We start from the raw sequence: 13908 nt of genomic DNA on the forward strand, positions 1-13908 counted from the left end.
AACCTATCTAATAAGGGTGATTCCGCCTCTGCGACTTTGATTTTCGCCAGCAGCATTGGTGTAGGTAATTTTATATAGGTAGTTACCGGCAGGTAAAGCCTGCCCCTTGTAAGTACCATCCCAACCTTGAGATTCCAGGCTGGTGGTCATAAACATTCTTTCTCCCCAGGTATTAAATACCTCCATAGAGAAATTTGAAACGGCCTTCATTTTGGGGATAAACACGTCATTGAGGCCATCGCCATTTGGAGTAAATGCATTCGGAATGACAATCATTTCCTCAGGCACATTTACTTGAACAGTATTTTTTTCGATGCTTGAACAGCCATAGATATCGAAGGCAGTAAGTGTGACTTCAAATGACCCTGCTTTTTCAAAAATGTGGATTGGGTCTTTTTCAGATGATTTATTTCCATCTCCAAAATGCCATTCCCAGGCGATGAATTCCTCAGAGATTTCACTCTCAAAAATTATTTCTTCATCCACCTGAACTTCTGGTTCATTTGAAATTTCCAATTTTCTATACTGGAAATTCAATCTGCTTCCCTGAGTGTTCAAATTAGGGTAATCTACTTTGGCCTCAGTAATCACTGAGCAACCTGTAGCATCAATTACTTTTACTTTTAGGGTTCCCGTTTTAAAATAATTGATCTCTCGGGCATTGGTATTCCCATTATTCCACTCGATGGTATAAGGTTCCACACCACCTTCTATAGAGACCCAAGCGACTCCAGTGAAAGAACCTTCTTCACAATCCACATCAAGCATACTTTCAATTCTTGCATTGATATTTCCAGAACCCTTCACCTCAAAAGATTTATTGATTTCACAGCCTGAGCCATCTTTAACAGAAATTGAATAAGTACCTGGAGCCAAATCTTCTCTTTTAGAAAGCCCCTTGACCCCATCTGACCATTCTATAGAATATTCTCCAGAAGCGCCTTGAACTTCCAGTTCTACTAAGCCATCTTCACCTCCCTCACAAGAAACAGGTTGGCTATTTGTAATAAAGAGATCCAGATTGGAAGAATTAGAAAGATTGAACTGCTTTTCAATGGTACATCCAGAAGCATCAGAGACAAGCAAAGAATAGTTACCAGAAGAAAGGTTGGTGGCCTTTTTTGAATTCTGTCCATTGCTCCATTGGTAAGTATAAGGAGCTTTTCCTCCTATTACTCCTACCTCAATTTCTCCATTTGCATTTCCATCACAGCTAGGAGAAAGGATTGACTCAGTTAAAGTCATTTCCTCTGGACTTTTCACCTCGTAATTTGCTGTAAAGGAACAACCCGTTTGATCTTTGATGATTACTGTGTAATTACCTGCAGAGAGATTATCCACATTTTGGGTAGTAGCTCCATTGCTCCAGCTATATATATAAGGAGCTTGTCCTCCACTGACAGAAAGGTTGATTACCCCATCCTCAATCCCACTACAAGACAGGTCTTTTGTGGTTTCTTGTACTGAAATACCTTCAGATTCAGATTTTACTTCAAAAGATACCGTTACATCACAATTATAAATATCAGCAACCTTCACTGAATAGGTTCCTGGTGCCAAGCCATCTACTTCCCATTGATCCACTACTCCATTGCTCCAAGTGACTTTATAAGGCTCCCCTCTTCCTACCTTCACACTAAGCTTAGCCGAACCATCAGCCCCCGATCCACAAGTAGCTGAAGTAATTTCAATAGGATTTAAAATCAATGGGTAGGGAGGCTGAACTATTATATTCTCTTTATGGACAGCACCTTTTGCATCAGTAATTTCAACAGTATAGGTTCCTGCGTATAAATTGGTACGGTCTTTGGTTGTTTCAAGTGTATTCCACTTATAGGTATATGGAGCCTCGCCTCCGGTGACCGTTAAATTAATGTGGCCTTTCTCTGAATGAGAGCAAAGTGCAAGTTTTCCTGAAACAGCAACCTGAATTCCGGAAGCTCCCATTGTTCGAGCCTGCACGAAATCAGGGTCTTTCAAAGATGATTGCGCATGAATGGCATTGATATATCCCATCACCATTAGGGGGAGAAATATCATTAAGCCATATGTAGAAAATGCCTTCTTCATCTTTTTTCGCCTGAATCTCAAGCGCCTGATTTTCAATTGGGTAAAATTGCCTTATATAATAGGGTTTTTGTATTTCGTTTTTAAGAATAATATTTTTTGCAAATCGTATACAACAAAATGATATTCTTTCGTTTGGTGTTTATCTTAAAATAAGTGCAGAAAAATTCTAATATCCAAAGATTGGAATCAAGTCAAAAGGGAATAGTTCAAACTTGAAAAAGTATCATTTTTATTAAAAAATTACCATAATCAAAAAAAGTATGAAATGATGCTTTTTTTTGATCATAAAAGACAAAAGCCTGAAAATCAGGCTCTGAATATTTTTTTAAAAAAATTCGATTTTTTTTTAAAAAAGTTTACGAAATGTTGCTCAACGCTAGTATTTAAAGCAAGGAATGACTCTTCCTCTTTGGTTTCTGGATTTTGGATCACCCCATAAAAAAGTATATCTGATGGATAGTTCATGGGCACCTCCACTGTTTTTTTGTCCTAATTTTGAGACAGTCACATCATAGGAATATCCAATATCCAATCCGGAAGGAAGTGACACACCAACCAATCCAATTACGGCCTCATTGTTAGGCAAAGAGTTCTTGGTTGGAAGCCCTCTATACCAAAGCCCCAACACTAATGGTTCAAGAAAGACTTGGGCACCTAAATCAAGTTGATTAAAAGGATCTTGTTGCTTATAGTTGAAGGCAAATGAAATAGATCTTTCGGAATAAGCATGAGTAAAATAATCTCTCCCCCCATGTCCTAAATCAAACTTTACGCCTCCTTGAGCAGAAAGCTTCATGGGGAGTTTAGAAATTTGACCTTCTACAAAAGACCGGTTAGGTTCCGACAAGTGATGGGCTGAAACTCCTAACCAATATTTGTTGGTATAAAATAACCCCCCGACCGCATAGTCCATAAAGCTATACTTGGAATCCAGCGGTACCCCATCCAATTCATCAGTGATTCCCCCTATGGTTCCATTTACAATATCTATTTGACTACCAAATACCAAGTCTGAGAAAAAGGCATTCCGCTGCATAAAGCTGACTTGCCCTCCCACTCGGAAGAATATATCCTGGCTTATCTGTAAACGGTAGGCATAGGATAAACCAATTTCATTGGTGGAAAGCTGCGCCATGCTTTCTTGGCTTCCATTAAAAATCAACCCTATACCCGAATTGTAATCCATAATATAGTGATCTATATAAGCGGAATAGGAATTGAAGCTTTGATCTAATCCAGGCCATTGGTTTCTGTAATTGACACCAATCCGTGTGAGCTCACTTGCTCCTGTAAGGGCAGGATTTAAATAAATAGGCGCTGCATAAAACTGGGAGTACTGGGTATCTTGGGCATAGATATCCAACCGTACAAAAAATTGTACTATCAAAAACACACATACGCCTAAGATCTTCCTCAACATAATCTTCATCACGATCCCTATACGGCAAAGGTAAAATACCTGCAACGGAAAACCGTGAATTTAAAATGAAATGTAGGTTGTGAAACTACTAGGGCTTATGATTGAGAAATACAATCTTATTGGGTTTCAAACCGTTATGATTAAACGCATTTTTCCTATGCGATTAAGTCAATTAATGGCTTTGAAACTCAATAATTATACCAAAGAGATTTTATTTGGAAATATTCCTAATTAAATATCAAGAATTACCTGATTGCGAATAAGATCTTGAAATTCTTCTCTTTTTCGAATCAATTGTGCTTTACCTTCCCATACCAAGACTTCAGCCGGCCTTAACCTTGAATTATAATTAGAGGCCATACTTATCCCATATGCTCCAGCATTTTTGATAGCTAATATATCTCCCCTTCTAACTTCCTCAATTGCTCTCCCAGCAGCGATGGTATCTGTTTCACAAATGTATCCCACTACGTTGTAAGTAGCAGGCTTTCCATATGGATTACTTACATTATAAATTCCATGGTAAGCATCATACATCATGGGTCTAATCAAATGATTCAACCCAGAATTCACTCCTACAAAGGTAATTTGCGGAGTCTTTTTTACCACATTGGCTTCAACCAATAAATATCCTGATTCACTTACGACAAATTTCCCAGGCTCCAACCACAATTCCAGATCTCTCCCATACTTCTCGCAAAATTCCAGAAAAGCTTCGGATACCCGATTTCCTACTGCCATGATATCCGTTACCACATCACCTTCCTTATAACCCACTTTAAAGCCTCCTCCAAAATCAAGAAACTTCAAGTCAGGAAACTTCATAGCAGCATCAAAAAGAACATTTCCCCCTTTCAAGAATACTTCTGCATCCAGAATATCCGAACCAGTATGCAAATGGAGGCCTGTCACTTTCATCTGATAGCGTGCTACTACCTCTAGGATTTCGTCTAATTGTTGGATGGAAATACCGAACTTACTGGCAATATGCCCCACGGAAATTTTCGCATTTCCTCCAGCCATAATATGCGGATTTATTCGGATACAAACCGGTATTGAATCTCCAAATGTCTGCCCAAATTGCTCCAATATTGAAATACTGTCCAAATTGATCATGGCGCCCAGTCCAACTACCTCTTTGATTTCATCCATACTCACTCCACTCGGGGTGTACATGACGTCCTTCCCTTCATAGCCCGCTTCAAGACATATTTTTACCTCCTCCAAAGAGACCGCATCTACCTCACCACCTGCTCTTTTCACCAATTTCAAAATCGAAATATTGGTCAATGCCTTCGTAGCATATTTAATCTTCAAAGGAACCTTTTCAAATGCCTTCTTTAGAGTAAGTATTTGATTAGTGATTTTCTCACCATCATAAACATACACTGGAGTGCCAAATTCTTTTGCAATAGTTTCCAAGGAAACCCCTTGGATTGAAATAGGGTTGTGAGATGCTGACATGATCTGAAATTTGCGCCCAAAGATAGCCAAATAACAAAAAAAGGAGGCATAAGCCTCCTCTTTTCCTTTATCGTAAATGTAATTAAGAAATCATAATTTAAAGAACGGAATCAATTTTGAGATTGTTCCTAAAAAACTTAAGCGTTTGTGCCTTAATAGCAGTTAAATATTGTTAAGCCCTATTTCACCCCTAAGAATCAGGCTAAATTTGTAAAATGTCCAAAGGAAACATAATTCTTATCATCGTTTTGATGTCCCTGGCCAGCTTTGGCCTAATGGGATTCCAATACTATTGGGTAAGAAATGCGGTAAGGATCAACCGTGAGCGGTTCGACCAAAACGTGTATATGGCGTTATCCGGGACAGTAGAGCAATTGGAAAAAGGGGAGACTTCTGACGTCTTACTCAGCTACTTGATGAAAGATTCACTTTTTCAGGAATCCTTATTTGAAAAAATTGAACCAATCACTTTCCAGATCCAGCAACGCCCCGTCTATAGAAATAGACCTTCTATTGTGGACACGCTTCTCAATGAAACAGCACCGGAAGTAAGTCCAACTTTCAGGAGAATCCTTGAATCTAGAGGGTTTGACATGAATGCGTTGAAAGAATTGGAAATGTTTTTTGCCTATATGACTCCTGAACTGGCTTCTAGCATGTTTACTCCAGATGAGATGGAAATTCTTTTAGAAGAAAAAGAACGACAACTCAACTACCTAAGTAAAGCAGAAAGTACAAGAGTTAGGCCTAATGTTGAAATAGTCCCCGCTCCAGAAGTATTGACAGAAATAAATATTTCGGATGATATTCTAGACAAAATCCGGCGAGCCAATTTCAAAATTGACATGGTGGAACGTACCTGGAATGAACTCGCGGCAGGACAAAAAGAAATCTTGGATAGACTAGACACGCTCCAAGTAAGGGAGCTTCTACGAAACCATCTTTTGGAAAGAGGGATTACCGAATCTTTTGAATTGGGACTTTTAAAAGACAATGGAGAAGTTTTACCATTAGGTCCGGTAACCCAACAAAGTACCCTACTTCAAAACGGAATCAAGGCTAAACTCTTTCCAAATGACATCCTAGGTAAGGAAAATTTCCTTTATATATTCTTCCCTGAAAAGAACTATCATGTCATCCGTCAAGTGTGGATTCCAATTTCAAGCTCCATCCTGTTTATTGGAGTAATCATATTCTGTTTCATATACGCGATCAAAGTCATCATCCGACAGAAAGCACTTTCGGATACCAAAAATGATTTTATCAATAACATGACCCATGAGTTCAAAACTCCGTTAGCTACAGTGAGTCTTGCAGTAGAAGCATTACAAGACCCTGAATTATCTACACAAGACAAATTCAGGAAGCGCTACCTTGGGATCATCAAAGATGAAAACAAACGTCTGACCACTCAAGTAGAGAAAGTTTTACAGGCTGCTGCTTTGGATAAGCAAGATTTCAAATTAAAAATAGAGGAGTTGAATCTGAGTGAATTATTGGAATCTACGATGCAGCATATCAGCCTTCAAGTGGAAAAAAGAGGAGGAACCCTTTCATTTACAGATCGGCTAAAAGATCCTTCAGTCGAAGGAGATGCTTTTCATTTAACCCACATCTTTAATAATTTACTGGATAACGCGTTGAAATACACTCCACACACGCCAACCATAAAAATGGAAGCGACGGAAGAAAAAGATCAGTTCATCGTTAAGATTACAGATAATGGGATTGGGATGTCTAAGGATGCCCAAAAGAAAATTTTTGATAAGTTTTATAGAGTTCCTACCGGAAACGTTCACGATGTGAAAGGTTTTGGTTTAGGATTATCATATGTAAAAACCATGCTTGAAGCACATCAGGGAGGCATTCAAGTAGAAAGTGAAGTAGGAAGAGGGACAACGTTCACTATAACTTTACCCAAAAAGCAATGAGCAAAGCTAAACTATTGGTCGTAGAAGACGACCCAAACCTAGGGGATATTCTTCAGGAATATCTAGAAATGAAAGGCTATGAACCAACTTTATGCAGAGATGGGGAAGAAGGCTGGAATAAATTCAAAAAGGGTAAATACGATTTATGCTTATTGGATATCATGATGCCTAAAAAAGATGGCTTTACCCTTGCTAAAGAAATCAAAAAAGTACAAGAGGATCTCCCTGTGCTGTTTTTGACCGCAAAAAATCAAAAAGACGATATTATTGAAGGGTTAAAAATCGGAGCAGATGATTACATCACCAAGCCATTTAGCATGGAAGAGTTGTTGCTGCGGGTCACTGCAATCCTGAGGAGAACCCAAAAAAGTACAGAAGTCACTCCATTAAAAATTTATGAATTTGGGGGATTTGTTCTTCATTACGATGAGCAATACCTCGAAGGGCCTAAAGGCAAACATAAACTTACATCCAAGGAGAATGAGCTCATCCGACTTTTGGCCTCAGAAATTAATAAATTGGTCAATAGAAGTCATGCATTAAAGCAGATCTGGGGAGATGACAGCTACTTCAATGCCCGTAGTATGGATGTGTACCTAAGCAAGATTCGAAAACTGCTCAAGGATGATCCAAAGGTTCAAATCATCACCGTACACGGAGAAGGTTTTAAATTGATCGTCTCAGAAGACTAAAAAAAGGCAGTGAAATCACTGCCTTTATCTAATTCTAGAAGCAAGCTTTATACTAAACTTGCGCCAATACCATTTCCATCAGGGAAGGTTACTTTTTCTGGCGTTATCTTCACTCCAGTGGCAGGGTCTTTTGCCAACAACATGGCACCATCCATATCCACATAATCCAGTAAAGGAGCGATATGCGCAATGGCAGTAATTCCAATAGAAGATTCTGTCATGCATCCTACCATGGTTTTCATCCCTAAAGATTTTGCTTCATGGATCATTCGAAGCCCAGGAGTAATTCCCCCAGCCTTTACCAACTTCACATTAATCCCATGGAATAGCCCATGGCATTTTTTCACATCACTTCCCACAATGCAACTCTCATCTGCAATTACCGGTAGTTTGGAATATTTGAATACTTCCTTCATCCCATCCAAATCATCTTTACCAAGAGGCTGCTCCATAAATTCCACCCCTAGTTTTTGAAGTGCTACCGAATATTCAATGGCCTGATCCGCAGTCCAAGCACAATTGGCGTCTATTCTAAATATAGCATCCGTATGCTTTCTTAACTCCCTTACTATTTCCAAATCATCCGATGTCCCCAACTTTATTTTATAGATAGGCCAATGGACTTCTTTCATTTTCGAGACCATTTTTGGAACTGTATCTATCCCAATGGTAAAATTAGTGGTAGGAATATCTGTAGGGTTCAGCCTTAAAAATTCATACAGTTTTTTGCCTTTTTTCTTGGTATATAAATCCCAAGCAGCCATATCTAGGGCACATTGAGCAAAGGGATTATTCTTAAAATGCGTTTTCCCTAGCTCCCATAATTCTTCTGGGCTTTCCCAGTTTCCACCCTCCACTACTCCTTGGAATGCATCCAGTACCTCACTCATATTTTCTACAGTCATCCCATAAAAAGGATTGGTAGTGGACTCACCCAAGCCCACCAAATCACCCTCTTCCAGTTTGACAATCAAGGTATCTTGAATATCCCTACTTTGATGGGCAATGGTAAATGTATGTTTGAGGGGTAGATCTTCTACAAAATACGATAGCTTCATTCTCGATTTGAAATTTTGAGCTTAAGACATATACTATTTAAATCACATTGGCTAGTTTTACTCTTCACTATTAAGAAAATCCAACCATGATGAGCGTTTCAAAGGGCATTTACACTCGCATTTTTTTGCTGTTTTTAATTTCCCTAATTGGGTGTAAAACTGCAAATAAAAATACTACCGAACCACTTTCTATTGAAACTTTAGAGTCAGCTTTCAACAATTTTAAGGAATCGGCAATCACCCATCGAAGATTTAAGCACGAAGACCTACAGCCTTTGATTCAAAAACATGCAAGTCAGTTTGAAACACAAGTTCTAGGAAACTCCATTGACGGTAGAAGTATTTCCAGTTTAGACTGGGGAAATGGGGAAACGAAAGTCATGCTTTGGTCACAAATGCATGGAAATGAAAGCACTGCTACCATGGCCCTTTTTGACTTATTTAACTTTTTGGAAGGCAGTGGAGATGAGTATGAAGATATCAGAAACACATTGAGAAGCAATTTGAATATCAAATTCATTCCCATGATTAATCCTGACGGTGCTGAGGCATTCAAAAGGAGAAATAGTCTGGACATTGATTTGAACAGGGACGCCATCTCTCAAATCTCCCCTGAAGCTATTATTTTAAAGAATGCGAGAGATGATTTCGAACCAGAATTCGGTTTTAACCTACACGATCAGCAAGTGTATTACAATGTAGAAGGCACTGACAAACAAGCAACCATTTCCGTTTTGGCCCCAGCATACAATGTCGCCACCGATGTGAATGAGGTTAGAGAAAGGGCCATGCAGACTATTGTGGGTATGAATAAAGTCCTTCAACAAGTTGTTCCGGGGCAGGTAGGAAAGTATGATGACGCATTTGAACCAAGGGCATTTGGAGATAACATTCAAAAATGGGGAACAAGCACAATTCTGATCGAATCAGGAGGATATTGGGGAGATCCGGATAAGCAGTATATCCGCCAACTCAATTTCATGATCATTTTAGATGCCCTACACCAGATAGCAACCCAAGGGTACGAACAGTTCACTACAGAGGAGTATTTTGCAATCCCAGATAACGATTCCAAACTGGCAGATTTGATGATCAATGAAATGCAGGTTGAGGTAGAAGGAAAGAAATATCCAATAGACCTTATCATCAGAAGGAGAGAATCTGAAGTACCAGGAGGTTATTACGTATCTGGATCCATTGAAGATCTAGGCGATATGCAAGTATATTATGCTCAGGAGGTTTTTGATGCAAGTGGGTTTGAGTTTGAAGAAGGCAAGGTATACGAATCTACTTTGGAAGACATTGGCTCATTAGATTTTAACCAAGCAATAGACTTATTGAAACAAGGATATTTGGCAGTGAAAGTAAAAAATGGAGCATCTAAAGACCTTCATTCCTTACCTATTCTGGTATTAAAAAGCGTGGATTCTTTTCCAAGTGTATGGACTACAGGTTCTGCCCCAAACTTTTATTTAGCTAAAGATGGAGACTTAAAATATGCCATTGTCAATGGTTATCTGATAGACTTAGAAAACCCTAAACAGCAAGACTTTAAGCAAAGAATCTATTAATTGTTAATTAATGTTTCCATAGTACTAAAACCCGCTGATTGGCGGGTTTTTTGATGATTCAAGTGAGTATTATTTCATGTTCAAAAGCAACTTTTAGCCCTATGAATAAGAACCTGTCCTCCATACTATTTGCTTTGGCAATCGTCCTTGCCTCGATCGTCTTAGGAAATGCAATCATTAATAGAAATAGGCCTCAAGGCACCATCAATGTGACCGGTTTGGGCGAAAGTAACTTCACTTCAGACCTAGTGGTTTGGGAAGGGAATTTTTCCCGAGAAAGTTTTGACTTAAAATCTGCTTACGAGGATTTGGAAAAAGACAAGAAATTAGTGTCCGATTACTTGATTTCCAAAGGGATCCCAGCAGACAAGTTGATCTTCAATGCCGTTCAGACCAACCCAAAATACCAGCAAAATTATTCCGAAACTGGAAGATACCTAGGACAGACATTTGATGGTTATTCTTTGAATCAATCGCTCAAAATAGAATCTAAAGAAGTAGAGAAAGTTGAAAAGATCAGTCGTGAAATCACAGAGTTATTAAATCAGGGGATTGCATTCTATTCACAAGCTCCACGGTATTATTATACCGGACTGGAATCTTTGAAACTTGAAATGATAGCCAAAGCGACAGAAGATGCCAGGGTACGAGCTGAGCGCATCGCAGAAAACTCCAAAGGGGATCTTGGAGACCTAATTTCAGCGAATATGGGTATTTTTCAGATTACTGGCCAAAATTCCGGGGAGGACTATTCCTGGGGTGGTACATTCAATACCGCAGACAAAAACAAAACCGCTTCTATTACCATGAAACTGGTTTTTGAAGTGGATTAAGAAAAGGTTGGCTTCAAACAATTAGACCCATTAAGGCCTTATTAGAATGTGAAAGCTTTAATCATATTATTACTTATGTCCTCGACCACTATCCTTTATCAGTTTGACAAAAATTCACCTTCAAGAGACTGGAGGGTTGTAGATGATGGGGTAATGGGAGGAAGATCATCAGGCAATTTCTATGTCAATGAATCCGGAAACGGGGTATTTGAAGGTTTCGTTTCCTTGGAAAATAATGGGGGTTTTTCTTCGGTGAGATATAGGGAGGCATTTCAAATTCAGGACCAAAGCACTATTAGAATCCAATTAAAGGGAGATGGAAACAAGTATCAATTTCGAGTAAAAGCAAATTCCTATGACCGCCATTCCTATATCGCTGAGTTTACAACCAGCGGAGAATGGGAAACAATTGAAATTGAACTCACTACTATGTACCCAGCTTTTAGAGGGCGATCACTTTCGATTCCAAACTTCGATAAGGATCAGATTGAAGAGTTAGCATTTTTGATAGGTAATAAAAAGGAACAAGAATTCCATTTGGAAATAAAGTCTATCCAACTAATCTGATTTTTTGATCGATTTTGATTGTAAAAAAAGGTAGATCTACTCTTGAATCTCAAGACTTAGGTGGAGATTACTTGTTAGATAACTACTAAAACCCGTCGATTAACATTAATTTGCCTTGATACTTTTGAAGTAGATTGAATTGAAAAAACAAGAAAAGACCAAATCCGAACTTCACCCACGAAATACCCATCGGGAACGCTACGATTTCCCTGAATTGATTCATTCCCTTCCTTCCTTAAAGCAATATGTCTCGGAAAATAAATACGGAGATCTCAGTATTGATTTTGCCAACCCTAAAGCAGTAAAGGAACTCAACAAAGCTTTACTAAAGCATTTCTACCAGATTTCAAATTGGGATATCCCAGAAGGATACCTTTGCCCTCCGATCCCAGGAAGGGCAGACTATATTCATAATGTGGCTGATTTATTAGCACAGTACAATGCCGATACTATTCCAGAAAAAGTTCAAGTGCTGGATATTGGAACTGGAGCAAACTGTATTTATCCCATCTTGGGCAATGCGATTTATGACTGGTCCTTTGTAGGAACTGACATTAACACCCAGGCTCTTCAGGCAGCTCAAAAAAACCTGGATTCCAATCCGAAACTCCAGCAAGAAATCACCCTTCGTTATCAGGAAAACTCTGCCCTGATTTTAAAAGGAATTATCCGATCTGATGATGTATTCGATATTTCCATTTGCAACCCCCCTTTTCACGAATCTCAGGCCGAAGCTGAAGCAGGAAGTAGAAGAAAAGTGAAAAACTTAAAAGGCAAGGTAGCAAAAAAAATACCTCTCAATTTCGGAGGACAAAGCAATGAATTATGGTGTGAAGGAGGAGAGCTCACGTTTATTAAAACCATGATCAAGGAAAGTGTGGAATACAAATACAATTGCTTTTGGTTTACCAGCTTGGTCAGCAAAGAAGAACATCTCAAAGAACTAATCCTAGCTTTGAAAAAAGCTAGAGTATCGGAAAGAAGAATCATTGATATGGCCCAGGGAAATAAGAAAAGCAGGATTTTGGCTTGGACCTTTCTGAATCCAGAAAAGCAGGAAGGTTGGAGAAAAAGACGATGGGGGAGTAAATGAGTAAGTGTTTTCAAAAAAAGAAAGTATAAGGGTTTTAGACCCGGAGAATAAAGCTAATTACATTGCTTCCACAAATGAAACTCCATTTTTATTTTCCAATAATTCTTTATGGGGAACTCAGCCCAATTTCAAAGACATATATAAGACCACTGAAGAAGAAGTAAAAAAATCCAAACCATTTTTTAAAGTAGAACTTTCGGGAAAAGAAGATAATATTAAATGGTTAGACATCAATAGACCAACTGATGAATGGTCAAATGGAAAAAAAAGTCCTGATCTTAATTGGGCTGAAAATGGTGACTCTATTATTGTTTCTCCCCATATGGATCATCGGTTATGGATAATTTCTAAAAAGGGTGAAAAATTACTAAAATATAAAGAAGCAAAGGCAAACAAAATCAATAGTTTTCGGATTATTGAAGGCTACCCAATAGGAGACGAAGAAATAATTAAAACTCTAAAAAATGGACGATACGAAATATTGCTTTATGATAAGTTTAGAAAAGTATATTACCGCTTCTTTTACCCAGGAATTGACTCCAGAAAATTTAACCTCTCTCCAAGACAACAACTCTCAAATAACCCAAAAATTGGTATACTGATTTTAGATAATAAATTAGATATAATTGGAGAATATACATTTGGGACAAACTACATTGAAAGTTGGAACTACTTCGTAGGACGAAAAGGATTGTATGTATCAACAAAAAATCCTAATAGGGGGGGGATTTTGATGAAAATTTACTCCGTTATGATATCATTCAGTTTGAGGGGCTAAACTATGAAGATTAGAAAAATAATAATTTTTTGTAGTCTACTTTTAATTTGGAGTTGTGCAAAAACGACCAAATCTTCAGTATCTGAAACTATGTCATTTCCTGAACCCAAGGAATGGATTCTAGTTATTAACCCCGAAGGTTGCAAAACCTGTTTAGATCATTTATACCATGAACTAAGTGAGCTAAACATTTCAAAAGGTGCAATCCTAATCATTGCCAAAAATAACAAGTCAATGAGATTAAATCCATTATTTGAAAAATCCCCTGTACCCGTATACTTGGATGAAAAAAACAAATTAATTGATAAAGGTTTTGTTGACTTTCAAGATCAATTATTAATAGTAAGCAATGAAGGTGCATTGCACTTTGATATTTTGGAATTTGAATCTTTATTGGCAAAATTAAAACAGTTGAGAGATTCTTGAACAAT

12 protein-coding genes are annotated in these 13908 nt (G+C 38.2%); 8 read left to right on the forward strand and 4 right to left on the reverse strand.

Translation table 11 applies throughout. From position 1 onward, the window contains the following. Positions 1 to 3 precede the first annotated feature (3 nt). The 3 genes from BUR11_RS14155 to lysA all read right to left on the reverse strand — a co-directional run bounded on the left by BUR11_RS14155 (position 4) and on the right by lysA (position 4954). A complete protein-coding gene (locus BUR11_RS14155; protein ID WP_074225641.1) occupies positions 4 to 2070 on the reverse strand; it encodes a T9SS type B sorting domain-containing protein in 2067 nt (688 codons plus the stop codon). A 376-nt stretch (positions 2071 to 2446) separates the two neighbouring features. After that, positions 2447 to 3490 (reverse strand): PorP/SprF family type IX secretion system membrane protein, encoded by a 1044-nt coding sequence (locus BUR11_RS14160; protein WP_074225642.1) that lies wholly within the window; start codon positions 3488 to 3490, stop codon positions 2447 to 2449. A 231-nt stretch (positions 3491 to 3721) separates the two neighbouring features. Next, on the reverse strand, positions 3722 to 4954 hold the full coding sequence (gene lysA, locus BUR11_RS14165; protein WP_074225643.1) for a diaminopimelate decarboxylase: 1233 nt from the start codon (positions 4952 to 4954) through the stop codon (positions 3722 to 3724). A gap of 215 nt (positions 4955 to 5169) precedes the next feature. Here lysA and BUR11_RS14170 point away from each other — a divergent pair, with 215 nt between their 5' ends. Both BUR11_RS14170 and BUR11_RS14175 read left to right on the forward strand, forming a co-directional pair. After that, entirely contained in the window at positions 5170 to 6885 is a 1716-nt protein-coding gene (locus tag BUR11_RS14170; RefSeq protein ID WP_074225644.1) for a sensor histidine kinase, read from the forward strand. Next, positions 6882 to 7577, forward strand: coding sequence for a response regulator transcription factor (locus BUR11_RS14175; RefSeq protein ID WP_074225645.1), 696 nt, complete (start codon positions 6882 to 6884; stop codon positions 7575 to 7577). Before BUR11_RS14170 ends, BUR11_RS14175 begins: the two co-directional genes overlap by 4 nt. A 47-nt stretch (positions 7578 to 7624) precedes the next feature. Here BUR11_RS14175 and BUR11_RS14180 read toward each other — a convergent pair whose 3' ends face one another. Continuing rightward, positions 7625 to 8635: a dipeptide epimerase gene (locus BUR11_RS14180; protein ID WP_074225646.1), complete on the reverse strand. Its 1011-nt coding sequence runs from the start codon at positions 8633 to 8635 to the stop codon at positions 7625 to 7627. Positions 8636 to 8721: 86 nt separating this feature from the next. On the opposite strand from BUR11_RS14180, the gene BUR11_RS14185 reads away from it, so the two are divergent. The 6 genes from BUR11_RS14185 (at position 8722) to BUR11_RS14210 (ending at position 13903) form a co-directional block, all read left to right on the forward strand. Continuing rightward, positions 8722 to 10206 (forward strand): M14 family zinc carboxypeptidase, encoded by a 1485-nt coding sequence (locus BUR11_RS14185; protein ID WP_234982168.1) that lies wholly within the window; start codon positions 8722 to 8724, stop codon positions 10204 to 10206. A 101-nt stretch (positions 10207 to 10307) separates the two neighbouring features. Then, positions 10308 to 11039, forward strand: a complete 732-nt coding sequence (locus BUR11_RS14190; RefSeq protein ID WP_074225648.1) for an SIMPL domain-containing protein — start codon at positions 10308 to 10310, stop codon at positions 11037 to 11039. Between the two features lie 75 nt (positions 11040 to 11114). After that, complete coding sequence (locus tag BUR11_RS14195; RefSeq protein WP_074225649.1) at positions 11115 to 11606, forward strand: CIA30 family protein; 492 nt, start codon at positions 11115 to 11117, stop codon at positions 11604 to 11606. 139 nt (positions 11607 to 11745) lie between these two features. Further along, the gene (rlmF, locus tag BUR11_RS14200; RefSeq protein WP_074225650.1) at positions 11746 to 12699 is read left to right on the forward strand and encodes a 23S rRNA (adenine(1618)-N(6))-methyltransferase RlmF; all 954 of its coding nucleotides are present in this window, start codon (positions 11746 to 11748) and stop codon (positions 12697 to 12699) included. 4 nt (positions 12700 to 12703) lie between these two features. Continuing rightward, positions 12704 to 13477, forward strand: coding sequence for a DUF4221 family protein (locus BUR11_RS14205; protein ID WP_074225651.1), 774 nt, complete (start codon positions 12704 to 12706; stop codon positions 13475 to 13477). A 3-nt stretch (positions 13478 to 13480) separates the two neighbouring features. Continuing rightward, entirely contained in the window at positions 13481 to 13903 is a 423-nt protein-coding gene (locus BUR11_RS14210; protein WP_143186007.1) for a hypothetical protein, read from the forward strand. Positions 13904 to 13908 lie beyond the last annotated feature (5 nt).

Origin of the sequence: Algoriphagus halophilus (genome assembly GCF_900129785.1) — a bacterium.
Taxonomy (GTDB): domain Bacteria; phylum Bacteroidota; class Bacteroidia; order Cytophagales; family Cyclobacteriaceae; genus Algoriphagus; species Algoriphagus halophilus.

What these genes read in the sequence shown, in the direction of transcription:
- BUR11_RS14155 (WP_074225641.1), bottom strand. Translation starts at nt 2,070, where the DNA reads ATGAAGAAGGCATTTTCTACATATGGCTTAATGATATTTCTCCCCCTA.
- BUR11_RS14160 (WP_074225642.1), bottom strand. Translation starts at nt 3,490, where the DNA reads ATGTTGAGGAAGATCTTAGGCGTATGTGTGTTTTTGATAGTACAATTT.
- lysA (WP_074225643.1), bottom strand. Translation starts at nt 4,954, where the DNA reads ATGTCAGCATCTCACAACCCTATTTCAATCCAAGGGGTTTCCTTGGAA.
- BUR11_RS14170 (WP_074225644.1), top strand. Translation starts at nt 5,170, where the DNA reads ATGTCCAAAGGAAACATAATTCTTATCATCGTTTTGATGTCCCTGGCC.
- BUR11_RS14175 (WP_074225645.1), top strand. Translation starts at nt 6,882, where the DNA reads ATGAGCAAAGCTAAACTATTGGTCGTAGAAGACGACCCAAACCTAGGG.
- BUR11_RS14180 (WP_074225646.1), bottom strand. Translation starts at nt 8,635, where the DNA reads ATGAAGCTATCGTATTTTGTAGAAGATCTACCCCTCAAACATACATTT.
- BUR11_RS14185 (WP_234982168.1), top strand. Translation starts at nt 8,722, where the DNA reads ATGATGAGCGTTTCAAAGGGCATTTACACTCGCATTTTTTTGCTGTTT.
- BUR11_RS14190 (WP_074225648.1), top strand. Translation starts at nt 10,308, where the DNA reads ATGAATAAGAACCTGTCCTCCATACTATTTGCTTTGGCAATCGTCCTT.
- BUR11_RS14195 (WP_074225649.1), top strand. Translation starts at nt 11,115, where the DNA reads ATGTCCTCGACCACTATCCTTTATCAGTTTGACAAAAATTCACCTTCA.
- BUR11_RS14210 (WP_143186007.1), top strand. Translation starts at nt 13,481, where the DNA reads ATGAAGATTAGAAAAATAATAATTTTTTGTAGTCTACTTTTAATTTGG.